Below are 23256 nucleotides of genomic sequence, written 5' to 3'. Positions count from 1 at the left end.
TGCAAAACTACCAGGACCGAAGAACAGGCGGCTTTCACACCAGCGACGCTTAGTTGGACAGGAAGTCCAGCACCATGCGATTGAACTTGTCCACGTGTTCCCATTGCACCCAGTGACCACAGCGGTTGAACATATGGAATTCGGCATTGGGGAGACCCGCCATCAGACGAAGACCCATGTCGTAGGGAAGGAACTATCCACTATCCCGATACTGCAAGAACCGTAGCCCGACTGAGTCAACGCTGAGCAAGAAGGGGGCAAGGGCGAAGACTTGAACTCACAACTCGACCTGTTTCGACTCGCCAGCGCGATAGCGGTCGGCTGCCGGCGCACGAGACGGTGGGCCGGCACTTACGCCATCAACCGCAAATGTGCGACGTCTCGGCCCCGTGCATCCGATCGCCGATCCGATTCAACACCTTGCTTTCCTGACATCGCCGCTCGTGCGCTCAGACAGAATGGCGCTCGCGATGACCTGAAAGAGATGGTCGGCCCGTGGTGCGAATGAGGGTTGGTCACCGAGCCAGCCGAGCGCCGACATCAGGGCGAACAGGTCGTCGCCATTCACATCGGCACGCGCGGACCCCTCGGCCTGAGCACGGAGCAGCAAGCGCTCGCCCGCTGAGTGCACCGCTGCACATGAAGCGTAAAGCGCGGAGTCCGGGGTCGCGTGGGCACTCGCCATCATCGCGACAACGCCGCTATAGCTATGGACGAATGCCACCCCTTCGCGAAACCAGGACACGAGCGCTTCATCAGGTGGATTCGACCTTTCGAGTTCGACTGCCTTCTGCGTCAGCGCGTCCAGATCCTCTCGCAGCAGCGCTTCGAACAAGGCTTCTCGAGTCGGGAAATGACGAAACAGCGTGGCCAACCCGACGTCGGCCCGGCGGGCGATATCTCGCATTGACGCATCGGCACCATGCGCGGTGACGACGTCCCGCGCAACTGCTAATAGATGGTCGTAATTCTTTCTGGCGTCGGCCCGCATAGTTTTCTTGACAAGTGGATCGGTGATCCGTATCTTCGGAATCTGGATGTGGATCAGTGATCCACAAGATACAGCGATTTTGTGCAAATGGGAACAGAGACGCTGTCCGACACCACGAAAGGAGCCATTATGGGAAAGCTCGAGGGTAAGGTTGCAGTCATCACCGGTGGATCGAGCGGCATGGCGCTGGCAAGCGCCAAGCGGTTCGTTGAAGAAGGTGCCTACGTTTTCATCACGGGCCGGCGGCAGCAAACGCTGGACGAAGCCGTCAACGCGATTGGCCGGAACGTCACCGGCGTGCGCGGCGACGCCGCCAATCTCAACGATCTCGACCGCTTGTTCGATACCGTCAAGCGGGAAAAAGGCAAGATCGATATCCTCTACGCGAGCGCCGGCTGGGGCGAAGCCGTACCACTGGGCGAGATTACCGAGCAGCACTACGACGCGATCTTCGACCTGAATGCGCGCGGCACGCTGTTTACGGTTCAGAAGGCGTTGCCGCTGTTCAACGATGGCGGATCGATCTTCATGACCGGGTCAGTCGCTTCGGTAAAAGGCTTTCCTGGTTACGGCGTGTATGCGGCGAGCAAGGCGGCGTTGCACTCATTCGCACGCACGTGGCTCAACGAGCTAAAGGGCAGGAATATCCGCGTGAACGTGCTGAGCCCGGGGCCGATCGCTACACCGATGCAAGACCAGGTTCTCGACGAAGAGGCGAAGCGGATGTTCGAATCCGTGATCCCGCGGGGAAAGATGGGGCGCCCCGAGGAAATCGCGACGGTCGCGTTGTTTCTTGCTTCAGACGATTCGAGTTTCGTGAATGGGGTGGAGTTGTCCGTCGACGGCGGCTTGTCGGCTATCTGAAATCGTGCCGTAAAGCCAGGAGTGAGTGATCCAGATTGTGTATATAAATATGGATTCCTGATCAATAGGCGGAATTTCCGCCTGCATGGAGAGTTCGCATGAGCTATTCGATTATTGGCTTTGGCGCCGTAGGCCAGGCGCTCGCCCGAGCGTTTGCAAGAAAGAACATCGACGTGAGCGTCGCCAGCCGGCGCCCACCCGATGCGTTGATGGAGCAGGCACGAGCGATCGGCCCCACCGTTGTCCCGAGAACGCTGCAGGATGCGATCGCGTCCGACACGATCTTCCTGGCAGTTCCGTTTTGGGAACATCGCGAAGTCGCGAAACTGCTCACGACCTGGCAGGACAAGACGATCATCGACACGACAAATGCTTTCGGCGTTCCCGTCGCAGACCTGGAAGGACTGCCGTCGTCCGCGGTTGTCGCCCGGGCGTTTGCCGGCGCCAGGTTCGTAAAGGGCTTTAACCATCTGCCCGCTGCCGTTCTGGCCGCTGATCCGAACGTGAAGGGCGGCAGCCGTGTCGTATTTCTGTCGAGCGATGACGAAAATGCGGTGGCACCGGTCGCAGCTTTGGCCGAACAGCTCGGTTTCGCGCCCATTGCGCTAGGCCCGCTCAAGGATGGCGGCTCGCTTGTCCAGGCCAAGGGGAATAGCTGGGCTCAGCTGATCTTCAAGGATCTCGTCAAGTTCAAATAGCGGCGCGTTGCGACAAAGTCAGATCGGCCACGCGCATCGCTAAATGCGTGCTGGTGATCTGGCCGGGAATCAGTTGGCGCGCTCCTCACCGCCCGCGAATGAATTAATAGGCGCCACCCGTATCGACGGTCAGGTAAAGCATGTCATGCTCGAGAATGCTGATGAAATGTTCGTCTTCCTGGATCAATTCTTCGAGGACATCGCTAGTGGATAGCACGCCGATTACCTGTCCTGAATCGATGACCGGCATATGCCGGATCCGCCTCGTATGCATCAACGCCAGGCACTGGTCACAGATATGCTCTGGCGTGACGTAAATCACCTCGGAAGTCATGATCTCGCCGACCTTCGTCTCTGCCGCGTTGCGCCCGGCCAGTTCGACCTTGCGCGCATAATCGCGCTGAGACAGGATGCCGACAAGATTGCTGCTCTGCAGCACCAGCACGGTGGTGACATCCTTATCGGCCATCAGACGCAGCGCCGTCAGCACTGAGTCCGCGGGGCCGACCGAGATCACCTCCCGGGGGTTCCCGGACAGAATTTGCCGGGCTGTTTTTCGCTCCTTTTTCATGGTCGTCTCCTATAGAAGACTGGCAGTTGCGCGCCGACGCCATCAGTCGGCTCACAACGAAAGGGTACGCTCCTTCGCGTCGCTAAAGGAATGTCTGCTGCCGCGAAAACCAGGAGACATTCAGCGTCGAAAACGGAAGCTCAAGGCATGGGCCACTATTGCCGCGTGAGCATGAGGTTCAGGTTCTGAACCGCAGCTCCGGATGCGCCTTTGCCAAGATTGTCGAAAACCGCCGACAGCAGGACGTGCCCGTGTTCCTCGTCGTGAAATACGCTCACGTGCATGTCGTTCGTGCCGTTCAGTACTTGCGGATCCAGCTGTTTTAAGGCGCTCGATTCGTGCAACGGCAAAACTCGTACGTGAGTTGCCTCGGCATAGTGGCGTGCGAGGCATGCGTGTAGCGTGGCGCCATCCACGCCGGGTGCCAGCAGCGGCAACGCCAGCGGCACCGTCAGCACGATGCCCTGACGGAACGATCCGTACGCAGGAACGAAGATGGGACGCTGCGCAAGCCCGGTATGCTGCTGGATCTCCGGCGTGTGTTTGTGCGCGAGTTCCAGGCCATAGACCTGGTATGAAGGCGCGTTGGCGGCTCCCTGTCCCTCATGTTCCTCCACACCGGCACGTCCGCGCCCGGAGTAGCCGGATACAGCATGAATGCTGATCGGGTAATTGCCCGGTATGAGCCCGGCGTGCACCAACGGACGCAGCAGGCCGACTGCACCGGTCGGATAGCAACCAGGATTGGTGACCCGACATGCGTTCGCAATTTGCTCAGCCTGCCCCGGCGTCATTTCCGGAAAACCGTAAGTCCAGTCCGGCTGCGTGCGGTGAGCGGAGCTTGCGTCGATCACCCGGACGGCAGGATTGGCAATGGCGCCCACTGCCTCGCGCGCGGCGGCATCCGGCAAACAGAGGATAGCGATGTCGCAGGCATTGATGGCTTCTGCGCGACGCCGCGAATCTTTGCGCTGGGCAGCGGCAAGTGTGAACAGTCTGATGTCGGTCCGGTTGCGCAGCCGGTCGTGGATTTGCAGCCCGGTGGTGCCTTGGTCGCCGTCGATGAAAACTACGGGAGAGCTCATATGTGGATGACTCCGCTGACTATGGATTGGAACAGTTGAACCGAGGTAAAGCGAACCCCTATGTTGCGCGGACGGCTAGAATAGGGAAAGTTGAATTTCACAACGCAAACATTCAGTTTTTCTGAATCTGGACGTCGTCATGCGAGAGATCAGCCTGGACCGCCTGCGCACTCTGGTCGCCGTCACCGACCGTGGTTCATTTGCCGATGCGGCGCGTGCATTGCACCTGGCGCCGCCAACGGTCAGCCTTCACATCGCCGAACTCGAAGACCGCGTTGGGGCTCCCCTCCTGTTACGCAAGCGCGGAAATGTGGGGCCGACCTCGCTCGGCGAGGTGCTGGTGGAGCGCGCGCGCCGACTGCTGGCCGACGCGGAGCAGGCGTTAGACGATATTCAACGCCAGGTAGAGGGGCTCGAAGGGCGTGCGCGTCTCGGCGCGTCCACGGGCGTGATTGCGCACCTGCTGCCGCAAGCGCTCGAGGTCCTGCGCGAGCACCACCCTGCCATCGACATTCAGATTGCAGTGCTGACTTCGCAAGAAACGCTGTCCCGGCTGGTGGATGGAACGCTGGATGTCGGGCTGGTCGCGCTGCCTCAGCCCCCGGTGCCTGGACTCGTGATAAAGCCTTGGCGCCGCGACCCTGTGATGGCCTTTGTGCCGGCGCATTGGCGGTGTCCGGCCCGCGTCACCCCCGAATGGCTCGCCGCCCAACCGCTCATTCTCAATGACTCGACCACGCGTCTCTCGCGTCTGACTGCGGAGTGGTTCGCGACGGCGGGGCACCATCCTTCGCCGCGCATACAGCTCAACTACAACGACGCGATCAAGAGTCTGGTAGCGGCGGGTTACGGCGCAGCGCTCTTGCCCCATGAGGCCACCACGCCATTACCCGACAATCGCATTGTCATGCGTCCACTGCGCCCGGCGTTGTGGCGACGGCTCGGCATTGCATATCGCGCGGGGTACGTTGAACGTTCCACGCAACACGTACTCGATGTGTTGTGGGATTTGCGATTTGCGTAGGAGTTACCGGTTCTCGCTCAGATTCCTTTTCGCTGATCCATGCTCTTGCCCGCGACGACGATCTGCCTCGCGTCAAAGCTTTAGGCGTAGCGGCATCTATTCTTTCTTGTTTAGGGAATTCGCCGCGGGCAGTGCCGAGGAAGCTCCGTCAATCTTTCGAAATGAAAGGTGAATAAAAGGATAGAGAAAGGTATGACGTGTCCTCGACGTGGCGCATCCCGGCCATCAACACCGGTTAAACTGCCCATTTTGGGCAGCCTGATTTCGACGCGAGGGACAACATGCGAGTAGACATGCCATCTTATGTATCGAAGAATCTGCGCATCTTGCTTGCGAGCGCAACGAGACGATAGCCGGCCTCTGCAACCTTCACCTATCTGTCATGCAAGACTCGTAGCCTCTATGGCGAACCGTTGCGCAACCACACAGGCATTGAGTGCCACAATGCACCGGGCCCCGACCGCGCACCAAAGACGGCTAGCGACACCCCTGCGTCGCACCTCGACCTCATTTTTTCGGCACATATATAACTCAGTATGCCGAAATAACCGACGAAGCAACAGAGAACGATTCGCATTCTGAATATCCACGCTCAGAACATGTCATTCGATTGACATTCGAAACTGACTAAATGTTACCGGGCTGAAAGCGCCGGGATGGCGCCACTGCAATACATCCCACCTGGTCCAATCGCTTGCACGTCTCCGCAATCAGGGGCAACAGACCTGACAAATGATTCCGCTTGAATCGAATTTGGCTTTTCTGTTTTGATTATCTGGAGAGAACCAAAATGAATCGAAACGTCGTTCAATCTGGCATTGCATTAGGATTACTGACTAGCTGTATTGCATTTGCAGCACCGCCGCAAGGCAACATGGAACTTCTGCCGACGGGCCAGTTCATCTCCCCGGGAGCCATTCCGGGTGCTGTGCAGCAGTTGCTCAACCCGCAACTCGCCGCAAAGCCGACCCAGGTCGTCAGCGGCGCCATCCGGTCGCAACTCAGCCCGGACGGTAATACCCTCGCCGTGATCACGGCAGGCTACAACACCGTCTACACGGGCCCCAGTAACAGCACGCTCGACAAGACTGACTCGACTCAGTACATATTCATCTATGACGTGTCGGGCGCCAACAAGGCCAATCCGAAGTTCGTCCAGGCCATTCACCAGAACAACGCGTTCGATGGCCTCGTCTGGAATGGAAACCAGACCCTGTACGGCACCGGCGGCGCTGACGACGCGGTCTACGTGTACGGCCGCCCATCGGCGCTTCCGTCGGCCCAATGGTCGCAAACCGCAGCCATCGCCCTGAATCACAGCAAGGGGATCGGCAACGGTGTGAAACCGAACGCCGGTGGTCTCGCCCTCTCCGGCAATGGCCGGATCCTCGTCGTTGCGAACAACTACAACGACTCGATTACCATCATCGACACGACGACGAACACGGTTACGTCGGAATACGATCTGCGTCCGTTCAACACATCGGGCACGCAAGGCGCCGCAGGTGGCGAATACCCGTGGGCCGTCTCACTGAAGTCCGACGACACCGCGTTTATCTCGTCGGTGCGGGACCGTGAAGTCGTGGTGCTGAACCTGTCGAACCCGGCCGCACCGCAATTCATCACTCGCATCCCGGTGAAAGGCAATGCTTATGGCATGACCCTCTCGCCCGATCAGTCGAAACTCTATGTCGCCGTGGCGAACACCGACCAGGTTGCGGTCATCAATACCGCCAGCCACAGGGTCGAGAGGACGATCGACATCGCCAGCCAGTCCGGCGACGGCGACCGCGACGATCAGGGCCACGGCAACAACAAGAAGTACAGCGGCCGCGACACGGTGAACGTGACCGTGTCACGCGACGGCAGAACCCTGTATGCGGTCAACAATGGCGACAACTCGATCGCCGTGATCTCGCTCGATGGCGACGAAGGCTACCACGTCACCGGCCTGATCCCGACAGCCTATGCGCCCAAGGACATCACGCTGAGCGCCGACGGGTCGCAGATGTACATCATCAATGGCAAGTCGAACACCGGTCCGAACCCGCTGTACACCTCGGGTACCTCGGCGCAGTACCAGTTCGGTCTCGAGCAGAGCAGCCTCGTGAGCGCACCGGTTCCGCGGGGCGACGCGCTTGCCCGGCTGACCAGCCAGGTCGCTGAAAACAATCACTACTCGATCAGAGAGTCGGAAAGCGAGCGCCAAACGATGCATTTCCTGCGCGATCACATCAAGCATGTGATTTATGTCGTCAAGGAAAATCGCACGTTCGACCAGATCCTCGGCGACCTTGGCAACGGCTCGAACGGCGATCCCTCGCTGACGATGTATGGCAAGTCGACCACGCCGAACTTCCACAATATCGCCGGCAACTTCGTCACGATCGACAACTTCACCGATCCGGGCGATGGTTCGATGGACGGCTGGTCGTGGGTGCAGCATGCGCACGTCACGCCGACCGAGGAGGTTTCGCAGCAGGAAAACTACGCTGGCGTAAGCCGCGGCATGTCGTATGAATCCGAAGGCGCCAACCGCGGTCTGCCGGTCGGCCTCGCCACGACTGCCATGCGCGACACCGTCTCGGGCGGCGCCTACTCCACGGTAACGTCGTCGCTGCCGGGCGGCACGGCGAACGCGCTGCCGGGAATCGCCGATATCTCGGTGCCGGATGCCCCGTTCGGCTATCAGAAAGCGAGCATCTACGATGCGGTGCTGCAAGCCGGCGGTACGGTCCGCAACTACGGCGGCATGGTCAACAACACCGGCTCGATCGGCACGATCGCCAGCCCCCTCCTCACCCCGTTTGCCTCCGGCAATATTCAGGTCTACCCGCTCAAGCCGTCGCTCGTCACCTTGACGGACCCGTACTATCGCGGCTTCGACCAGGCCTATCCGGACACGTTCCGCGAACTCGAATGGAACCGCGAATTCCAGCAGTACGTCGCGAACGGCCATCTCCCGTCGTTTGAATTCGTCCGCATGGGTTCCGATCACACCGGCAGCTATGCGCAGAACGTCGGCCAGATGGGCACGGCCGAGCAGGAGCAAGCGGACAACGACTTCGCGGTCGGCAAGCTGATCGAGACGGTCGCGCACAGCCCGTACGCGAAAAGCACGCTGATCGTGGTGGTCGAAGACGACTCGCAGGCCGGCTCCGATCACGTCGATTCGCACCGTGCTCCGGCCTACGTCGTTGGCGCGTATGTGAAGAAGAACGCCGTGGTCAGCACCGCCTACAGCCAGGTCAACGCGGTCCGCACCATGGAAGACGTGCTCGGCACCCAGCACATCGACCTGAACACGGCGTACGCGCAACCGATGGCCGATGTCTTCGACACCGGTTCGGACGGTTCGTGGACCTACACCGCCGTTGCGTCGACGATCCTGAAGGGCACGAACGTGGGCAACGTGGCGACTGGCCCGACGTCGAGCGGCAACGACGGCAACCAGTATGCACAGGGTCCGGACATTCACCCGCTGCATGACGCGACCTACTGGGCGAACGCGACGAAGGGCTTCGACTTCTCCAAGGAAGATCGCGTCCCGCCGGAAGTGTTCAACCGCGTGCTGTGGGCGGGCGTGATGGGCAATAAGCCGTATCCGGAGCCGCACTCGGTCTATACGAAGCCCACGACCGATGGCGCGAAGACGGTCGCCGCTGCTGACGACGATGACGATTGAGCGAATCACGTCGTCCGGGCGTCGCGTTGACGGGATCGTGACGCCCGCTGCGTTAAGCGCACTGTAGCTGGCATCGGCGGGCGGCTGTCCATAGGGGCAGCCGCCCGTTGGCATCGACTGCGCAGACGTTCGATAAAGCGAACCGCTTGAACCGGATCTAACGCATGCACATTTCGCTTCCTTTTATTGCCGATCGCGAGCCGGCATGGCCCGACAGACCCAATGTCCGCGCAACGAGCGCCATCGTTGTCGTCGCTGCCATACACGCGGCGCTACTCGCGATCGTGTCGAGCAGTCGCAACGATCCTGTGCCGCCGGCCGCCGAGCCGCGCACGATCACGGCCGAGTTGCTGAGTCCCGCGCCGGTTACGGCACCTGCCGTCGCGCAGTCGCCTCCTTCCCCGCTCGAGCACCGTGCGACATCCGTCGACATTGCGAAGCCGAAGGTGCAGCCGCAAAATATCAGGAAACCGAATCATGTGACGACGCTGCGTGAAACCATGACTCCCTCACCGCGCAGGCTTGCTGCAACCGAACCCGTCTCGGCGCAGTCGAGCTCTACCTCCACCTCGACACCGGCGGCACCCATGGCCGCTGCACAGCAGGCAGCCGCGTCGTCGCCCGATGCCGTCTCCACCCGCCCAACAATCGCACTGGCCGCTCCGCAGGATATCTCGCATCTGCATTGCAGCATTGCACAACCGCCCTACCCGGCGCTCTCGCAACGACGAGGCGAAACAGGTTCTGTGATGGTGAAATTCATCGTAGGACTGACGGGCCAGCCTGAATCCGTGGAACTGAAGAGCGGCAGCGGGCACGACCGCCTCGACGAAGCGGCGCTTGCCGCTGTGCGCGACAGCACGTGCCAGCCGTATCTCGAGAACGGAACGCCACGCCGTGTGCCGACGTCTGTGCCTTTCGTATTCGCCCTGAACAACTAGTGCGGACGTTTATAGGGAACCCGCCATGCAAAACTATGGTATTTCGCACTTCCTGGCAGCCGGAGACTTTGTGACGCGCGGCATCGCGCTCGTACTGCTGGTCATGTCGGTGCTCTCGTGGAGCGTGATCATCGTCAAGGGCTGGAATGTCATCCGGCTCAAAAAACTGGCTCGCGACATCGATCCGACAATCGCACAACTCGACGATTTCACGGACGGGGCATGGCAACCGGAAAACCGCGCAAGCACCACGCGAGACAATCCGTTTCTCGCACTCGCGCTGGCCGGCAAGGAGGCCGCCGATCATCATCGCAGCGCGCAGCCGCTTTTGCGCGAGCGCATGGACGTATCCGACTGGATAACGCGCTGCCTGAAAGACACGATGGACGAGAGTGCCGCCCAAATGCAGGGCGGTCTTTCGATCCTGGCATCGATCGGCAGCACTGCGCCGTTCGTCGGATTGCTGGGTACGGTGTGGGGCATCTATCACGCCATGCTGGCGGTTGGGGCGACTGGCGAGTCGTCGATCGACCAGGTCGCGGGCCCCGTCGGCGAAGCGCTGATCATGACGGCATTCGGCCTTTTCGTGGCCATTCCCGCCGTGCTGGGCTACAACGCGTTGACGCGCGCCAACAAGGCGCTCGCCGGAAAGCTGAGGCGGTTCGCGCATCGGCTTCACGCGTACGTCGTGACCGGTTCGAGCCTCTCGCCGCCTGTCCACGACAGCGGCCTGCGGCTCGCCACCGGCAGCGACTGACCTCGAGATACGGCAATGGCCATAACCCCGTTTAGTGACGACGAAGACGATGGTCTGATGGGCGAAATCAACATGACGCCGCTCGTCGACGTCATGCTGGTTTTACTCATCGTCTTTATGGTGACGATCCCTGCGCTGCGCCATGCGGTAAAAATTGAACTACCACACGCAAGCAGTCAGAAGGAGGACGCGAAGGCGGCGCAGGTCAATGTTTCGATCGAGGCCAATGGCACCGTGCTATGGGACGGGCAGCCAGTCACCCCCAGTGCGCTGCGCGCGAAAATCGCCGCGGCCGCACACGAGAACCCGCTTCCCGAACTGCATCTCGGCGCAGATCGCAAGGTGGCATACGAAGCGGTGGCACAAGTGATGTCAGCTGCCTATGCAGGCGGCCTGACGAAGATCGGATTCGTCACCGAGCCCAAACCATAGACCATTGCTTCACCAAGCTGCTTCGAGGTAGCGGGCGGGCTGCTCGTAAAACGGCCCACACGTTGTCTATTTGCAGCTTACATATGCAAGTCATTTCCGTTCAAGAATATAGGGGGCGACGAATTATCAGAAATCCCCAAAAACAGGATGACGTTAATGAAATCGTCCCCGTCTCGCATCGCAATCGCCGTATCGGTTGCGTTTTCAACGCTGTCTTTTTCTAGCGCAGCGAACGCTCAACAGGCCCAACAATCTCAACCGCCATCCGCACTGAATACGGTCGTTGTCCGCGCAACCAGACCGACGACCGCCCCCGACAACGTCAACGATCCTGACCAGACTGCAGACGTCAGCAAGACCGGAACGCCGATAGGCGACCTGCCCATGACTGTGCAGGAAATCCCCAGCGGGCTGCTCAAGGAGCAAGGCGCCACGAAGCTTCAGCAGAGCCTCAGCAACGCCACCGGGGTGAATTCCGGCGGACCGGATGCCAAGGGCTTCTTCGATCACTTCATGATCCGCGGCCTCCAGGCGCAAATTTACACCGACGGGTTTTCCGACGGCGATCAGGTCAACGGCGTTTCGCATTCGCTGAATGGTGTCGAGCGCATCGAGGTTCTCGAAGGACCGGGTTCATCACTTTTTGGCAGCGGACCGCCGGGCGGCACGATCAATATCGTCCACTACACGCCGTCTCCCACGCTTCAATATGGAGGCAGCATCCAGGCCGGTTCATTCGGCACGGTCTGGGGCAGCGCGTATGTCACGGGGCCGACCGGCCTCTCGGGCTTGAACTATCGCGTCGACGCGACGGGTGCGAGATCGGACGGATACCGCAGCCTGTCGTACTGGGACAAGGAGATCCGTCCTGCAGTCGAATGGAAGATCGGCGACCACAAGATCGACTTCTCGCTCGAGGCGCAAGACTCCCGCTCGACGCCGGATTCGTACGGCATCATCTATTACAACGGCACCCCCATCCGGAACGTTCCATTCGACGCGAAATATTCGACGCCGTTCGCCTATGCGCGCGCAAGCTACGTTCGCCCGACCCTCACCGACGAGTGGAAGGTCAACGACGTGCTGACGATCAACAACCGGCTCTCGTTCCTGCACCGCTCCCTGGAGTTCTTTGGCAATGGGGATAGTTCGAAGACGAAGGTGGTCGGCAACGAGGTCGTCAACCGGCAGTTGCGCCAACAAAACGATTCGGACAATACGCTCGACTATCAGCTCGAACCTGTGTGGAAATTCGCAACGGGAAACGTCAAGCACACGCTGCTGACAGGCTTCGAGTATCAGCATCAGACCATCAATACCGATCGCTCCACGGCGGACCTTCCGAATATCGAAGATGTGTTCGCACCGGTGCCGCCTGAAACTTCGATTGCGAGCCTGCATTTCCTTTGCGATGCGAAGCATTCATGCGACAACGATCATCTGGTTGCGAACTTCTACAGCCTGTACGCCACCGATCAGGTGGATGCGACGAGCAAGCTGAAAATACGAGTCGGTGTGCGAAAGGACTGGTGGCAGACTTCGCTGACACCGAATATCACCGTGCCAGGACGGGTGGACAACGAAGGCGTACCGATACTGGCGGGCAATACCTACTCGCGCAATGATGCGCCGGTGAGCTGGAATATCGGCGCGCTTTACAAGCTCACGCCGTGGATGTCGCCGTACTTCGGCATATCGAAGAGCTATCTGACGAACTTCAACTCGGAGAACACGCAGACGGGTATCGGCGCGCCTGAATCGGCGCTGCAGTACGAGGTGGGCGTCAAGTTTTCATTGCTCGACGGCCAATACGTGCTGAACACGGCACTCTTCGACGTATCGCGCGACAACGTGGCGACGCCGACGACCGTCAACAACATCGAAACCGTCGTGTACGACAGCCAGCGCACACAAGGCGGCGAGGCGTCTCTCGATGCCGGCATTACGGACAACTGGCACGTGATCGCCAATTTCACGGCGCAGCACGCCTATGTCACGAGCAATCCCCAAGGGATAACGGCGGTCGGCCACCGCCCGCAGGACGTGCCCGCGTTCATGGCGAATCTGTGGTCGACCTACACATTCGCGATCGCGGGACATCCCGGGTTTCATGTCGGAGCGGGCATCAATTACATGAGCAAAGTGTACAGCGACATCTCGAACATCAATTCGGTGCCATCCTATGTCATCGCCAATGCGGCGTTCGGCTATCAGGCGAACCACTGGGGCGTGGATCTCAATGTCCACAATCTGACCAACCGGCGCTACTTCATCGCCGCCAATGAGGCCGGCGCCTATCTTGGTGAGCCCCTTAGCGCCTACGTTACCCTGCATGCGGATTTTTGAGGCATTCGGCCGCTATTGACTGGCTCCCTGCCCAATCCCCGCCTTTTTTTGCGCGTTCTGGAGATCCTGCGGATAGTTCTGATCATTGGCGCGGCCGGGTTGATAGCCCGCGGCCTCCAGCCTCTTCAATTCGGCATTCTTTTTCGCCCGGGCTTCCTTTCGGGCCTGCTTGCGCTCCGCTTTGGTTGGCTTCGCAGACGACGCGCCCCCCGGCACTGCGGCATTGGCTGCACCCGAAGCGTCGTCCTGCGCGAAGGTTGGTGTCACTGTGCCAATCCCAAGCGATGCCGCGACGAGCAGGGCCGATATTTGTCTGGCGATAGGCATTTTCTCTCTCCTGTTCCCGGTTAATTGATACGATTGCGAGGACGGCGCCGTTAATCGTTGCTTACGCAACCACCCATGCGCACGAAACCAGGACGCGATTGCCCCGGCGCGATGTGGTCAATCGGCACCGCCCCCGCCTGAACGTACGCAGTTCGACTATTCACTCACGCACGTCCACCCATGCCTCGCATGCGTCTTGCGAAATGGGCTCGCTCCGCGTCGTCCATTAGCGCCAGAAACTGGTCCCCGTCCATATGAACCAGTTCTTCGTGATCGCCCGCCTCGAAGTAGACGTCCGGCTGGCCGGCCAGGTTCGTCTCGAGGTAGGTTTTCATCCCATACGCCGCACAGATCGGCGGCAGCGCCCCCGCATCGCAGTCCTTGAACAGCTCACGCAGTTCGTCTTCCGTAGCAAGGCCGAGCCTGCGCCCTGTCTTGTTCCAAAGCTCGGACAATTGCACGGCATAGGTTGAGGGCAGGACGACGGCCACATAGCCGTGCTCGTCCTCGAGCAGCACCGTTTTTGCTAGACGGTCGCCGGGAATGTGCGCCGCAGCAGCACTTTCCATGCTCGAATGACTGTATGGGTGGCGCACGATTTCGTAGCGTGAGCCCTTGCTGCGCAGGCGCTCCTGCAAAGTGGTCGACATCGACATGGCACACCTCCTGTCGAATGCGGAGAAGAAAACCAGCCTCCACTAATCCTTTCAGGATAGTCCACTCGCGAGAGACCCGGTAGCAGAACTCCGCGTTGTTGCCGGGAAGTGGAGCGAATCCACCTTTCTCACCCGGGCGCAGACGGGTGGCACTCCGTGTTGAACCAATAGTCGACCACGCGCTGCGCCGCCTGCAGATCGTCTGGGTAGTACGGGTCGTCGTACCAGGGTGACGGGTTGTAACCCGCTTTCCTCAGGGCCGCCAGTTCGCTTTGGTGCTGCGCCATCGTCGGGGGCGCGTTGCTTCTGAGCGCAGCCAGATCACGGCACTCGGTTGGGCTCAGATGTGGCCCGCTTTGTTGCACGCTTTGTGACACGCCGATGGCACATCCCGCCAGCAGGAGCGCCAACGCAGTCAGCGTCGGGGACATTCTCGAGAGGCTCTTCATGGCGCATCTCCACGCGTCTGATGGGCGCAGCGCAACCCGGGGTTCCATCGCGCCGCAACTCCATGTTACGTGCATGCGAGCCAACGGGCAGGCGAGGCGGAAACACGAATCAGTCGCGACCGATGCAGCCGCAACGCGTGGAAGAACTGCGGTAGGATCAGCTTGCTGCACGAGCCGCTGCTGGTGACGGCATTGGACATTGTCGTCATCGCCCTCACGTGGCACGAGTACACGTATCTCCGGAGCAAGCGCAGTGCTGCCTGAGACGCCCGCTACCTCACGCATCCCCATTCCCCGCGCGGTACGCATGCTGGGATACGTGAGCCTTTTCATGGACCTTTCCTCCGAACTCATTCACGCGCTGCTACCTGTCTTCCTCGTCACCACGATGGGTATGAGCGTGAGCGCGCTGGGCTTGCTCGAAGGGGCCGCCGAAGCGACGGCGATGATCGTCAGGATCTTCTCGGGCCCCGTGAGCGACTGGCTCGGCAAGCGCAAGGCCCTGTTGCTGCTCGGCTACGGGCTGGGCGCGCTGTCCAAGCCGCTTTTTCCGCTGGCGCACACGCCCGCGCTTGTCGCGGTGGCGCGTCTCATCGACCGTGCCGGCAAGGGAATTCGCGGTGCGCCGCGCGACGCGCTCCTCGCGGATGTCGCGCCGCCGGAGATTCGCGGTGCGTGCTATGGGCTCAGACAGTCGATGGATACGATAGGCGCGTTCGCCGGGCCCCTCGTGGCCATCGTGCTGATGCTGCGCTTCTCGGATCACATCCGCGCCGTCCTCTGGTTCGCTGTCGTGCCAGCCGTCATTGCGGTCGGTCTGATTGTGTTCGGCATCGAGGAGCCGGCTCATGAACAGGCGTCTCGCAGCTTCCGGTCACCGCTGCGCTGGAAAGCGTTGCGGGAATTTCCGGGGCGCTACTGGTTCGTGGTCGCGATAGGCGCGACCTTCACCCTCGCGCGCTTCAGCGAAGCGTTCCTTGTGTTGCGCGCCCAGCAGACCGGCATCGATATCGCGTGGATTCCCGGCGTCATGGTGGTGATGAGTCTCGCCTATGCACTTAGTGCGTACCCCGCGGGCGCGCTGTCCGATCGAACCGACCGCCGCGTTTTGCTTGCGCTCGGCATCGTCACACTGATCGCGGCGGATCTGGTGCTCGGCGCGAGTGCGTCGATCATCACCGTGCTCATCGGCGTCGCACTGTGGGGCCTGCACATGGGGCTCACGCAAGGCCTTCTCGCTGCGATGGTCGCCGAAACCGCGCCGCAATCGCTCAGGGGCACGGCGTTCGGCGTCTTCAATCTCGCAAGCGGCATCTGCCTGCTGTTTGCAAGCGTCATCGCCGGCTGGTTGTGGGATCGGCACGGCGCGTCCACCACATTCTTTGCCGGCGCCGTCCTGGCACTGCTCCCCCTCGTAATGTGCCGCTTCGCACCGCGCCTCGCGAAGCTCAAACCCTGATAGGGCCTTGTGGCGAGAACAGAAGCTTCATACGTCATCGCATTCGTTCGTTATCCTCATAGGCGGCCGTAGCTGTGCAACCCGGACAGGAACATATTCACCCCGAGGAATGCGAAGGCGGTGACCATCAGGCCCGTGAGCGCCCACCACGCGGTAACATGCCCCCGCAACCCCTTCATCAGCCGCATATGCAGCCAGGCCGCATAGTTCAGCCAGACGATCAGCGCCCACGTTTCCTTCGGATCCCAGCTCCAGTAACCGCCCCACGCCTCGGCGGCCCACAGCGCGCCGAGAATCGTCGCAATGGTGAAAAACCCAAAACCGACAGCGGTCGACTTGTACATCACGTCGTCGAGCACATCGAGCGTCGGCAGCCGGTCCGACAGCACACCCCGCTCCTTCAGCAGGTACGCCACGCCGACCATTGCGGACAGCGCAAAACTGCCGTAGCCGATGAAGTTGGCCGGGACGTGAATCTTCATCCACCAGCTTTGCAGCGCCGGCACCAGCGGCTGGATCTGCTGCGCGTCGCGTGCGATCGAGTACCACATCAGGAACCCGACCGACGCGCTGATCACGAGCAACACGAAGGCGCCAAGCGAGCGCGTGTTGTAGTGCTCCTCGTAGTACAGGTAAAAGAGCGCCGTGATCACGCAGAACAGCACGAACACTTCATAGAGATTCGAAATCGGAATGTGGCCGACGTCCGCACCGATCAGATACGACTCATACCACCGCACCATCATCCCGACGAAACCCATCAATACCGCGACCCACGTCAACTTCGAGCCGATTGCACCGCCAGACGGCGAGCGCGACAGCGTGCCCAGCCAGTAAAACAAGGTGGCGAGCACGAAAAGCACGCTCATCCAGAGAATGGCCGACTGGCTGGACAGGCAATACTTCAGGAAGAACGTGCTGTTGGCGCGCCCCAGGTCGCCCTGGTACAACTGGATTGCAAACAGCGACAGCGCTGCGATTGCCGCGATCAGCAGCCGTGCCGGCTTCCAGCGCCAGCCGAGCACGACGAAGGCCGGCACCGAGCACACCAGCACCAGTTGGTCATAGACGCTCATGTACGCGTGGTAGCGCGACAAGGCAAAGCCAGCGCCTCCAGCCATCGCAAGGGCAAACAGCCAGTCGAATGCACCGAGGCGCCTCGCAAAGGGGCGTTCGTCGGACAGCAGGCTCGTTTGAGCCGCTCGCCACGTGGATCGTGGCCGATGTAGTGCCGCTGGCGTCGCCATCGCAGCATCGGAAGACGGTGAGGATGATTTCATGGCATTCGCTATTCAAAGACGACGTCGAAAAATCGCGGTCTGTGCGCCTGATTGCTCATCGATCGTCTGCCGGACTGACGGACGCCTCCCCTTCCGGCGGAAACACCTCGACGTAGGCCGCGACGGCACGCATGTCACGGTCCGACATGTTGGCGCACACAGCCTTCATGACAGCGCCGCGAGGCCGGGTATCCGATTGCTGGAAGACCTTGAGCTGCTTCATGACGTAGTCCGCGTGCTGGCCCGCGAGCCGGGGAAACTGATTTATCCCTTCGCCATGCTGTCCATGGCAAGCCATGCACGCCGAGACGCCCTTGTCCGGCAGGCCCGAATGATAGATCGCGTTGCCTTCGTTGATGAGCGCGAGATCGCTCGCTTCGCCGAGAACCGCGGGTTGACTCGAGAAGTACGTCGCGAGCTCGTCGATCTGCGCGTCGGTCAAATGGGTGAATCCCCACATGAAACGCTGCGCATTCGGGTCGGCCCGCGAATGACTCTTGAAGTCCGTCAGTTGATCGACCAGATATTCCTTGCGCTGCCCGGCGAGCTTCGGAAACGTAGGCGACACCGAAACGCCGTTCACACCATGGCAGTTCGAGCACACCTGCAAGGCGATGGTCTTTCCGCGCACCTGCGGGTTATCGACCTGTCGCGAATGCTCGAGGTCCTGACACGCCGACCCGGCCAGCAGCATCCCAATGGAGACGATATGCGTCACCTTGTTCATGGCAACAACCTCCTTGCTGCAGCCTTTGCTGTCCCCGGTAGCCACGGGACATCACCATGAAGCAGCCCACAGATAGATGAAAAGCGTGTCGTTGTCTCTCGCATTACGGCCCGCGCCGTCGTAATTCGACGTCGCACCGAGAAATTTGGTGTAGTGCGTGTACTGAATACCTATCCGGATGCGTTGATTCGGTATCCAGAATATTTCTGGCGTCCATCCCTGCGTATTGGGGTGGAAATTCGCGCTGGCCGCGTAGGCTGTGCTGTCTGGACTACCTGTCGTATTGAAGAACGAAAGACTGAACCCGTACTTGGCCTGATACACATACGATGCCTTGATCCTCAACGAGTCGAGATTCCCCGACGTGCTGTCGCTCAGGACCAGATTATTCGGATCGTGGACGTTCTCACGCACGTAGCGGGCTTGCGCGGTGATCGTGTGCGGCTCGAGCAGGTACTCGTACTGCGCGTCCACGCCGTAGTCGCGGTAGCGCGTCACGCCCTGCGTAAAGATCGGGAACTGGTTCGAGTCGTTCGGATAGATGTTCACGTTCAACAGGAACGCGCCGACCATTGCGCTATGAGGCCCCCAGTCCCGCGTCAACGCAATGCGTGCATACGGGTTGTAACCGCGCAGATAAATTTGCGGGTGAGCCGCGTTTCCTTCCCGGTTGCCGTGACTCATGAACGACCAGATGCCATCGGCCGTGCTGTACGCGGTCAGTTCGGCGTAGACCGTCTTGTTCCAGTACAGGTAGCCGCCGAAACCCACCACCTGCGACGCAAGACTTCCTTCGATAACGGGAAGATTGGGGATTTTGGCAACCGGACTGATCGTCGATGAAATGTACGGATAACCCCATGCCGGCGCGGAGTTCCAGACATCCTGCACGGTTGGATTGTTGTGCAGCGTTGCTCCGAGGATCAGGTCGTTCGCTTCGCCCATGATCCGGTCCACGAACCGGAAGTCTGTATTGTCGGATGCCCAGTGGCCTTCCCATTTGTTCGTTTCGCCATTCTGATGGTCGTAGTTCGTGTAGGTGAACTGCGTAAATGCACCAATTTTGTCGGTGATCTTTCCGGCAAGAAAGATGCTCGCAAAGTCGAAGATCGGCAGACCATTCTTGGTGTTGATGGTGTTGCCGCTCGCATCAGTATTGACTCGCGTCTGGCTCAGATTGCCGATTGCCATTGCGGCAATCGGGATCGTGCGTTCACCGAGCGTATAACCGGTGAGCTTGAACATTCGCCCATATGGCGTGAGCTCAGGAAATTGTCCTCCGGCGTGGCAAGCCACACAACTCTGGCCGGTTTGGCGCGCGAAGATCGGCAGCGCGTGTGCGATGGTCGCCGGCAACAACGCGAGCAACACGAATGCGAGTGCCCAGCCACAGAACAGCCAATGATGAAATGCTGCATGGCTGACGAGTAACTTTGTCATGGCTGCCACTCCTGCGCCGCATGGAGCAAATACATCGCGTCGGCAGTGAGAGCTGGAGTCCGTATTCCGTGTGCCGCGGCGATCGAGGAGCGCGAGGCTCCAACTGGTGAAACCGTTCACGATGAACCCTTTGCACGCACGCGACGTCTTCATTGTGCAAACGCGCAATCAGAATCGCGATGGGTCAACCCCCTCTATTTTTGGTAGGGGGCTCGCTAGCGACATGAACTGGATGCGGACAGTAAACGTGAAGTTTCCATTCGACATCTCCTGTGCGTACGATGGACCTGATCGATCATGACGGGTCGCGCAGCGTTGCTTCGCGCGACTCGCGTCCTGCGTAAACGAGAAGGCACCTCGAATATTCCCGCCGGGTTGTGGCGCGCCAATGGAAAGGCATCCGAAAGAATGCCTGGATAGATGAAGAAAGTTGAGCCGGTGCCGCAAGACGCCACCCGCCTGCGCTGGTTTACACGTGACCACCGCCCACGACGCAGCACATGAATCAATGGCGCAGACACGCGATGCGTGCGCGGGCCGGCACCCGGCCCGCGTCACCGCACCTCAAATGCGTTACCGCTGCGGTACGCCGTTGCGCCACTCGCCCCAATGCGTGACGATGTCCTGAACCAGCGGATTGCCCGCGAGGAACAGATTATCGATCGCGATCGTGAAGCCGCCTTGCGACGCGTAGTTGAGCAGATTATCGGCGCTCGACTGGCCCGCATACGGCCGGTCGAAGTCCGAGCCGGCGCGCAGCACCGCGACGCGATTCAGGTCGACGCGATGCACGTTTGCCGCACGTGTCAGCGCCTCGAAGGTGGCGTTGTCCTCCTGCTGCGTCGTGCAATAGGTGCCCTTGCCGTCGGTCAGGATCTTCGTCCATTGCCGCGCTCGCTCGCCGAGGTCGGTGCCTGACCACCAGGTGTCGCCCGCGAGCGTGTCGCACTGGATCACGCTCGGCGGACGGTTCGCGGGTGCATAGCTGTACCTGGCGCGCGCGGCCTGCGCCTGGGCGTCGTCGGTGAGCGTCACGTTGCGAGACAGCGCGAATGCCGCCTTCGTGAGCGCGGGGTTCAACTGGAACACTTCGGTACGATAGTCGAGCGGCGGCTTCTGCGTCGGGCCCGTCGTGTTGATGCCGAGATAGCCGGTGTTCCAGCCCGCCGGAATTTCGCGTCCGTCGATCTCCCACTGAATCCCGAAGTCGACGAGCCAGTTCGCCCACGCAGCGGAACCCACGGTCCCCTGAAGCGGATCGATACCGGCGATGCCCGCCACCATGAAGTATGTGTGGCGCAAGTCGAAACGCGGCGAGAACGTCAGCGCCATGATCGACGCGGCGGCGTTCGCGTGCCCCATGCCCGTCGTCATCACGCAGACATCCTGCCGGTTGCAATGCACGGCCGGGTAATCGGGGGACAGACCCGCGACGGTGATGTCCTGCCACGGTCCGAGATGATCGAGCCACACCTGCCCTTCCGGACCGAACATCGAAATGATCATCACCTTGACCGCTCGGCCATGCGACGCGTCGTCGTCCTGCGCGAAGCTGTCTTCGGCATGCGCGATGGCAGGTGCAGCGGCCGCGCCGGCCACGAGCAACGATGAAATCACTGCGCCAAAAGCACGATTTAGCATAAAAGGTCCCACCTGTCATGTAAGAACCGCGGTTACGAAACGTGAATCGCGTGCCGTGTTGTCGACGGAGGTCGTGGTTTTTTCTCGGCGTGCAGCGTGGGACCTGGGCATGCGCCATTCAGGCGAGAGTGAGTATAAGCGGAGAAAAAAATCGCCTGTTACGACCTGCAACGACTACGACTGAACCTCTCCCGCAAGCCACCGTCTCACCCGGAGCATTCGGCAGGGGATCGCGTCAGTCAAACGCGGTCCCGCCTTTCAACCGCGATCGGAGGAAACAAAACATGCCAAAGAAGCGCTCAGTTCGAACGTCAGCCAGCAATGGCAGTGACGGCGGCAACGGCCGCGTTCTCGCCGCCCCCGTCTTCTCGCAGCCGCAGCCAACGCCAGATCCGCAAACCTTCATCGTCAGGCACGCCTCCGATGTGGCGGCCTACCGGATGATCGACGAACTCAACCGCGAGCACAAACTCAAGGCCCTTCCGTTTCCTGCGCCGCGCGGCGGCGTCGAGCCCCGCCTGACACTCGCGGACGTGATCGACAACGATCAGACCGTCCTCGACCAGATCAACGCGAACGCACAGATCGTTTTTCACTCGACGGGCGATTGCGGCAGTACCCGCGGCCCCAAAACGCAGAACGAAGTCTCCGACAAGATGGTCAGCGACTTCGACGAAACCGATCCTGCCGAAGTGCCGCAATTCAACTTTCTGCTGGGCGACATTGTCTACAGCTTCGGCGAAGCGCAGTACTACTACGACCAGTTCTACGAACCCTATCGCGACTATCACGCACCGATCCTCGCCGTTGCCGGCAATCATGACGGGATGATCTCGCCTTTGCAGCACGAAAAGAGTTTGCAGGCGTTTCTGCGAAACTTCTGCTCCGACTGCTTTCAGGTCTCCCCCGATGCAGGCAATCTTTCACGTACTGCGCAAATTCAGCCGGGCGTCTTCTTTACATTCGAAGCGCCGTTCGTGCGCATCATCGCGTTGTATAGCAATACGCTCGAAGATCCTGGCGTGATCTCGAACAGCGACATCGGCAACAGCCAGTTGAAGTTTCTCAAGGCGGCGTTGACGCGGGTGAAAAAGGAGGGCTACAGGGGCGCATTACTGTTCGCGCATCATCATCCGCCGTATGTCGCTCGCGGACGTCACGGCTGGAGTATCGAGATGCAGCAGCAGATCGATGCGATATGCGAAGAGGTGGGCGTATGGCCTCATGCCGATCTTGCGGGACACGCGCACAACTATCAGCGCTTTACTCGCACGCGTCCGGACGGCACCCACATTCCGTACATCGTGTGCGGCAACGGCGGACACAACGTACAACGACTGACCACCAACGGGCAACCGCCGCTTCGTGCACCGCAGCTGATCCAGGCGGCAACGAAGACCACCGATGCCGTCGTCATCGAAAACTACGACGACCAGAATTACGGCTATTTGCGCATCGTCGCAAACGCCACGCAGTTGCGCATCGAATATCACGCTGCCGTCGACGGACCGTATACCAAAGCGCCCGACGACCAGGTGACCGTCGATCTGGCCACACGCCAGCTTTCCCACTACGTGGCCCGCAATGCTGGCATACCGGCACTCGCCACGCGCATCCGCGAATTTGCGCAAAGCGGGAAACTCTGACGCCGATCGGAACGTCAGCCCCGGTGTTCTGAGGAATTCTGTGGCTCCTCCAGGTTCCTCTTCTCCGGAATCTGCGCACGGTTCATGCTGTCCCGGCGATTGATAAAGACTCTTATTCAAGCCCGCCCCTCGACGGGGATCACACGCATGACGTGTGGTCAGATCCGTACATGACGCCTGGAGACTTTGCCGATGCCAATTCTTCAAAATGCCATCGGCGAAAACACCCCACCGTAC

20 protein-coding genes and 1 pseudogene are annotated in these 23256 nt (G+C 60.4%); 10 read left to right on the top strand and 11 right to left on the bottom strand.

Annotated features, from left to right (window positions below):
- Positions 1-49: 49 nt before the first annotated feature.
- Together BFD71_RS42255 and BFD71_RS21835 are read right to left on the bottom strand one after the other, a co-directional pair.
- Positions 50-193: pseudogene (locus tag BFD71_RS42255) on the bottom strand (2-hydroxy-6-oxo-6-phenylhexa-2,4-dienoate hydrolase); the annotation flags it as partial.
- Between the two features lie 219 nt (positions 194-412).
- On the bottom strand, positions 413-991 hold the full coding sequence (locus BFD71_RS21835) for a TetR/AcrR family transcriptional regulator (protein WP_069266402.1): 579 nt from the start codon (positions 989-991) through the stop codon (positions 413-415).
- A gap of 129 nt (positions 992-1120) precedes the next feature.
- On the opposite strand from BFD71_RS21835, the gene BFD71_RS21830 reads away from it, so the two are divergent.
- Together BFD71_RS21830 and BFD71_RS21825 are read left to right on the top strand one after the other, a co-directional pair.
- On the top strand, positions 1121-1855 hold the full coding sequence (locus tag BFD71_RS21830; protein WP_069266401.1) for an SDR family NAD(P)-dependent oxidoreductase: 735 nt from the start codon (positions 1121-1123) through the stop codon (positions 1853-1855).
- A 98-nt stretch (positions 1856-1953) separates the two neighbouring features.
- Complete coding sequence (locus BFD71_RS21825; RefSeq protein WP_069266400.1) at positions 1954-2553, top strand: NADPH-dependent F420 reductase; 600 nt, start codon at positions 1954-1956, stop codon at positions 2551-2553.
- A gap of 103 nt (positions 2554-2656) precedes the next feature.
- Here the strand turns inward: BFD71_RS21825 and BFD71_RS21820 are convergent, their stop codons facing one another.
- Positions 2657-3124: a CBS domain-containing protein gene (locus tag BFD71_RS21820; protein WP_069266399.1), complete on the bottom strand. Its 468-nt coding sequence runs from the start codon at positions 3122-3124 to the stop codon at positions 2657-2659.
- 155 nt (positions 3125-3279) lie between these two features.
- Entirely contained in the window at positions 3280-4209 is a 930-nt protein-coding gene (gene argC / locus BFD71_RS21815; RefSeq protein ID WP_069266398.1) for an N-acetyl-gamma-glutamyl-phosphate reductase, read from the bottom strand.
- A 139-nt stretch (positions 4210-4348) separates the two neighbouring features.
- On the opposite strand from argC, the gene BFD71_RS21810 reads away from it, so the two are divergent.
- From BFD71_RS21810 to BFD71_RS21785, 6 genes are all read left to right on the top strand, one after another.
- Positions 4349-5233 carry a LysR family transcriptional regulator gene (locus tag BFD71_RS21810; RefSeq protein WP_069266397.1) on the top strand — a complete coding sequence of 295 codons (885 nt, stop codon included), beginning with the start codon at positions 4349-4351 and terminating at the stop codon, positions 5231-5233.
- An 874-nt stretch (positions 5234-6107) separates the two neighbouring features.
- The gene (locus BFD71_RS21805) at positions 6108-8918 is read left to right on the top strand and encodes a bifunctional YncE family protein/alkaline phosphatase family protein (protein WP_256094853.1); all 2811 of its coding nucleotides are present in this window, start codon (positions 6108-6110) and stop codon (positions 8916-8918) included.
- A 164-nt stretch (positions 8919-9082) separates the two neighbouring features.
- Complete coding sequence (locus tag BFD71_RS21800; protein ID WP_069266396.1) at positions 9083-9859, top strand: energy transducer TonB; 777 nt, start codon at positions 9083-9085, stop codon at positions 9857-9859.
- 25 nt (positions 9860-9884) lie between these two features.
- A complete protein-coding gene (locus BFD71_RS21795) occupies positions 9885-10616 on the top strand; it encodes a MotA/TolQ/ExbB proton channel family protein (protein WP_069266395.1) in 732 nt (243 codons plus the stop codon).
- Between the two features lie 15 nt (positions 10617-10631).
- Positions 10632-11048 carry an ExbD/TolR family protein gene (locus BFD71_RS21790; protein WP_069266394.1) on the top strand — a complete coding sequence of 139 codons (417 nt, stop codon included), beginning with the start codon at positions 10632-10634 and terminating at the stop codon, positions 11046-11048.
- Between the two features lie 384 nt (positions 11049-11432).
- A complete protein-coding gene (locus BFD71_RS21785) occupies positions 11433-13394 on the top strand; it encodes a TonB-dependent receptor (RefSeq protein WP_256094852.1) in 1962 nt (653 codons plus the stop codon).
- 12 nt (positions 13395-13406) lie between these two features.
- Here the strand turns inward: BFD71_RS21785 and BFD71_RS21780 are convergent, their stop codons facing one another.
- The 3 genes from BFD71_RS21780 to BFD71_RS21770 form a co-directional block, all read right to left on the bottom strand.
- A complete protein-coding gene (locus tag BFD71_RS21780) occupies positions 13407-13721 on the bottom strand; it encodes a hypothetical protein (protein ID WP_069266392.1) in 315 nt (104 codons plus the stop codon).
- Positions 13722-13885: 164 nt separating this feature from the next.
- Complete coding sequence (locus BFD71_RS21775; RefSeq protein ID WP_069266391.1) at positions 13886-14377, bottom strand: aminoacyl-tRNA deacylase; 492 nt, start codon at positions 14375-14377, stop codon at positions 13886-13888.
- A 128-nt stretch (positions 14378-14505) separates the two neighbouring features.
- A complete protein-coding gene (locus BFD71_RS21770; protein WP_069266390.1) occupies positions 14506-14826 on the bottom strand; it encodes a DUF4148 domain-containing protein in 321 nt (106 codons plus the stop codon).
- 307 nt (positions 14827-15133) lie between these two features.
- Between BFD71_RS21770 and BFD71_RS21765 the strand changes: the two genes are divergently transcribed.
- Positions 15134-16285 carry an MFS transporter gene (locus tag BFD71_RS21765; RefSeq protein ID WP_069266389.1) on the top strand — a complete coding sequence of 384 codons (1152 nt, stop codon included), beginning with the start codon at positions 15134-15136 and terminating at the stop codon, positions 16283-16285.
- 56 nt (positions 16286-16341) lie between these two features.
- Here BFD71_RS21765 and ccsB read toward each other — a convergent pair whose 3' ends face one another.
- The 4 genes from ccsB to BFD71_RS21745 all read right to left on the bottom strand — a co-directional run bounded on the left by ccsB (position 16342) and on the right by BFD71_RS21745 (position 21373).
- Positions 16342-17565, bottom strand: a complete 1224-nt coding sequence (ccsB, locus tag BFD71_RS21760; RefSeq protein WP_370684300.1) for a c-type cytochrome biogenesis protein CcsB — start codon at positions 17563-17565, stop codon at positions 16342-16344.
- Positions 17566-17620: 55 nt separating this feature from the next.
- Positions 17621-18292 (bottom strand): c-type cytochrome, encoded by a 672-nt coding sequence (locus tag BFD71_RS21755; protein ID WP_069266387.1) that lies wholly within the window; start codon positions 18290-18292, stop codon positions 17621-17623.
- Between the two features lie 51 nt (positions 18293-18343).
- Positions 18344-19852 (bottom strand): cytochrome C, encoded by a 1509-nt coding sequence (locus BFD71_RS21750; RefSeq protein ID WP_256094851.1) that lies wholly within the window; start codon positions 19850-19852, stop codon positions 18344-18346.
- Positions 19853-20305: 453 nt separating this feature from the next.
- Positions 20306-21373 (bottom strand): purine-nucleoside phosphorylase, encoded by a 1068-nt coding sequence (locus tag BFD71_RS21745; protein ID WP_069266385.1) that lies wholly within the window; start codon positions 21371-21373, stop codon positions 20306-20308.
- Between the two features lie 41 nt (positions 21374-21414).
- Between BFD71_RS21745 and BFD71_RS21740 the strand changes: the two genes are divergently transcribed.
- Positions 21415-23019: a metallophosphoesterase family protein gene (locus tag BFD71_RS21740; RefSeq protein ID WP_256094850.1), complete on the top strand. Its 1605-nt coding sequence runs from the start codon at positions 21415-21417 to the stop codon at positions 23017-23019.
- The last annotated feature ends 237 nt before the right edge of the window (positions 23020-23256 follow it).

This window comes from Paraburkholderia nodosa, from assembly GCF_001718195.1.
Classification (GTDB): domain Bacteria; phylum Pseudomonadota; class Gammaproteobacteria; order Burkholderiales; family Burkholderiaceae; genus Paraburkholderia; species Paraburkholderia nodosa_A.
This window is presented reverse-complemented; position numbering and strand designations above follow the sequence as displayed.

What these genes read in the sequence shown, in the direction of transcription:
- BFD71_RS21800 (WP_069266396.1), top strand. Translation starts at nt 9,083, where the DNA reads ATGCACATTTCGCTTCCTTTTATTGCCGATCGCGAGCCGGCATGGCCC.
- BFD71_RS21755 (WP_069266387.1), bottom strand. Translation starts at nt 18,292, where the DNA reads ATGAACAAGGTGACGCATATCGTCTCCATTGGGATGCTGCTGGCCGGG.
- argC (WP_069266398.1), bottom strand. Translation starts at nt 4,209, where the DNA reads ATGAGCTCTCCCGTAGTTTTCATCGACGGCGACCAAGGCACCACCGGG.
- BFD71_RS21770 (WP_069266390.1), bottom strand. Translation starts at nt 14,826, where the DNA reads ATGAAGAGCCTCTCGAGAATGTCCCCGACGCTGACTGCGTTGGCGCTC.
- BFD71_RS21785 (WP_256094852.1), top strand. Translation starts at nt 11,433, where the DNA reads ATGACTGTGCAGGAAATCCCCAGCGGGCTGCTCAAGGAGCAAGGCGCC.
- BFD71_RS21835 (WP_069266402.1), bottom strand. Translation starts at nt 991, where the DNA reads ATGCGGGCCGACGCCAGAAAGAATTACGACCATCTATTAGCAGTTGCG.
- BFD71_RS21745 (WP_069266385.1), bottom strand. Translation starts at nt 21,373, where the DNA reads ATGCTAAATCGTGCTTTTGGCGCAGTGATTTCATCGTTGCTCGTGGCC.
- ccsB (WP_370684300.1), bottom strand. Translation starts at nt 17,565, where the DNA reads ATGAAATCATCCTCACCGTCTTCCGATGCTGCGATGGCGACGCCAGCG.
- BFD71_RS21790 (WP_069266394.1), top strand. Translation starts at nt 10,632, where the DNA reads ATGGCCATAACCCCGTTTAGTGACGACGAAGACGATGGTCTGATGGGC.
- BFD71_RS21775 (WP_069266391.1), bottom strand. Translation starts at nt 14,377, where the DNA reads ATGTCGATGTCGACCACTTTGCAGGAGCGCCTGCGCAGCAAGGGCTCA.
- BFD71_RS21830 (WP_069266401.1), top strand. Translation starts at nt 1,121, where the DNA reads ATGGGAAAGCTCGAGGGTAAGGTTGCAGTCATCACCGGTGGATCGAGC.
- BFD71_RS21805 (WP_256094853.1), top strand. Translation starts at nt 6,108, where the DNA reads ATGGAACTTCTGCCGACGGGCCAGTTCATCTCCCCGGGAGCCATTCCG.
- BFD71_RS21780 (WP_069266392.1), bottom strand. Translation starts at nt 13,721, where the DNA reads ATGCCTATCGCCAGACAAATATCGGCCCTGCTCGTCGCGGCATCGCTT.
- BFD71_RS21820 (WP_069266399.1), bottom strand. Translation starts at nt 3,124, where the DNA reads ATGAAAAAGGAGCGAAAAACAGCCCGGCAAATTCTGTCCGGGAACCCC.
- BFD71_RS21795 (WP_069266395.1), top strand. Translation starts at nt 9,885, where the DNA reads ATGCAAAACTATGGTATTTCGCACTTCCTGGCAGCCGGAGACTTTGTG.
- BFD71_RS21765 (WP_069266389.1), top strand. Translation starts at nt 15,134, where the DNA reads ATGCTGGGATACGTGAGCCTTTTCATGGACCTTTCCTCCGAACTCATT.
- BFD71_RS21825 (WP_069266400.1), top strand. Translation starts at nt 1,954, where the DNA reads ATGAGCTATTCGATTATTGGCTTTGGCGCCGTAGGCCAGGCGCTCGCC.
- BFD71_RS21810 (WP_069266397.1), top strand. Translation starts at nt 4,349, where the DNA reads ATGCGAGAGATCAGCCTGGACCGCCTGCGCACTCTGGTCGCCGTCACC.